This window comes from Endozoicomonas acroporae (assembly GCF_002864045.1).
Lineage (GTDB): Bacteria > Pseudomonadota > Gammaproteobacteria > Pseudomonadales > Endozoicomonadaceae > Endozoicomonas > Endozoicomonas acroporae.
The window spans coordinates 1-1,615 of the sequence record NZ_PJPV01000265.1 but is presented as its reverse complement, the minus strand read 5'-3'; the positions used below and the strand labels follow the sequence as shown (position 1 = coordinate 1,615).

Genomic DNA, 1,615 nt, shown 5'->3' with positions numbered 1-1,615 from the left:
GTCATGCCTTATGTGATGTCAAAAGTCGGCCTTCGCGTACTATTACTGTGCGTTAAACGATATGAAACGTTAGTCAGTCAGGAGTCCCGGACAACTCATGGGACTTCTGATTGATTACAGCCAGTAAACACCTCCCGGAACCGGAATTTGCATCCTCAGATTCACAGGGGTATTTTGTCATCATCCATATAAAGGCGCGGCTCTCTTTCCAGCTGAACCCCAAACTTTTCATTTACTTTTTGCTGAACCTGCCTGGAGAAAGACAGCACATCCCGACCAGTGGCACCACCGTGATTCACCAGAACAAGAGCCTGTTTCTGGTAAGTCCCCACACAACCCTCCCGCTCTCCTTTCAGCCCGGCCTGATCAATCAGCCAACCAGCGGCCAGTTTCCAGTTCTGCCCAAGGGGATAAGCGACGATATTCGGATATTCCTGCTTCAGGCGATCCATCTCTGACGGTGATACCTCCGGGTTTTTGAAAAAGCTGCCAGCATTACCCACCTCAGAGGGATCCGGCAACTTTTCCCGGCGAATATCACAAACAGCCCGACTGATATCCACTGCGGAGGGAGCCTGATCACCCAGACGTCTGGCAAGCAGATCACCTAACTGGCCATAGCCCAGATTGGGTTTTAATGTTGCATCAAGATCCAGGGTCACAGCGACAATAATGTACTGATCACGCTTTTCCCTTTTGAATACCGAATCGCGATAACCAAAGCGGCAACTTTGCCGATCAAAATACTCAACCTGCCCGGATTCCAGGTTCATCGCCTCCAGCGAAACGAAAGAATCCGTCAACTCAACACCATAGGCACCAATATTCTGGATAGGTGCAGCGCCAACGTTACCCGGTATTAAGGAGAGGTTTTCCAGCCCATAGGCCTGATTATCCAGAGACCATAAAACAAACTCATGCCAGTTCTCTCCCGCCTCAGCCCTGACCCGAACACAATCCTGATCACGACTCAACACGGTTTTTCCCTTGAGATTAACGTGCACAACCAGGGCATCAAGAAAATCACCAAGCACCACATTACTGCCACCGCCCAGGGGAATAACCGGCAACTGCTTTTCCCTGGCAAAAGCCAGTGCCGACTGCAATTCAGCAACCGTATTTGCCTCAGCGTAGTATCTGGCAGTAGACGGCAAACCCAGGGTATTTCTCTCCACCAGGGAATAGTTGTCGCAAATCTTAACCGGGAAGTTCATTAATAGTTGATTCAATAGAAATTGGAGACAAAATGGAGGTGCTAAGTAGTTAACAAAATGGAATCGTATTTTCTGGCTAAGTGGGCAGTTACTATGCAAGGCACAACGTAGGGAGCATAGCCGTAGCTATGTGACCGTAGTTGTAACGCCGCAGAGTGACTGTCCACTTAGTCAGAAAATACGATTTCATTTTGTTAACTACTTATTTATGGGTTTTCTGCAAATGATCCAGCAACGCAACCCCACCCAGCTCAACCAGATTAAGTACCCGCTCAAATCCTTCGTACCCCTAAAACAGGCGTTCTTTTAAACGCAGGAATGAATAGCCAGTACATAAAGATGCCCAGGCAGTTGGCGACGATATCCCAGAACGATGGGTGGCGATAGTCGGTAAGGGATTG

The 1,615-nt window shown here is 48.7% G+C and carries 1 protein-coding gene; it reads right to left on the bottom strand.

Annotated elements, in window-relative coordinates; translation table 11 throughout:
• Positions 1 to 161 precede the first annotated feature (161 nt).
• Positions 162 to 1,214, bottom strand: coding sequence for a UDP-N-acetylmuramate dehydrogenase (gene murB, locus CX664_RS25030; RefSeq protein ID WP_101749301.1), 1,053 nt, complete (start codon positions 1,212 to 1,214; stop codon positions 162 to 164).
• Between the last annotated feature and the right edge of the window lie 401 nt (positions 1,215 to 1,615).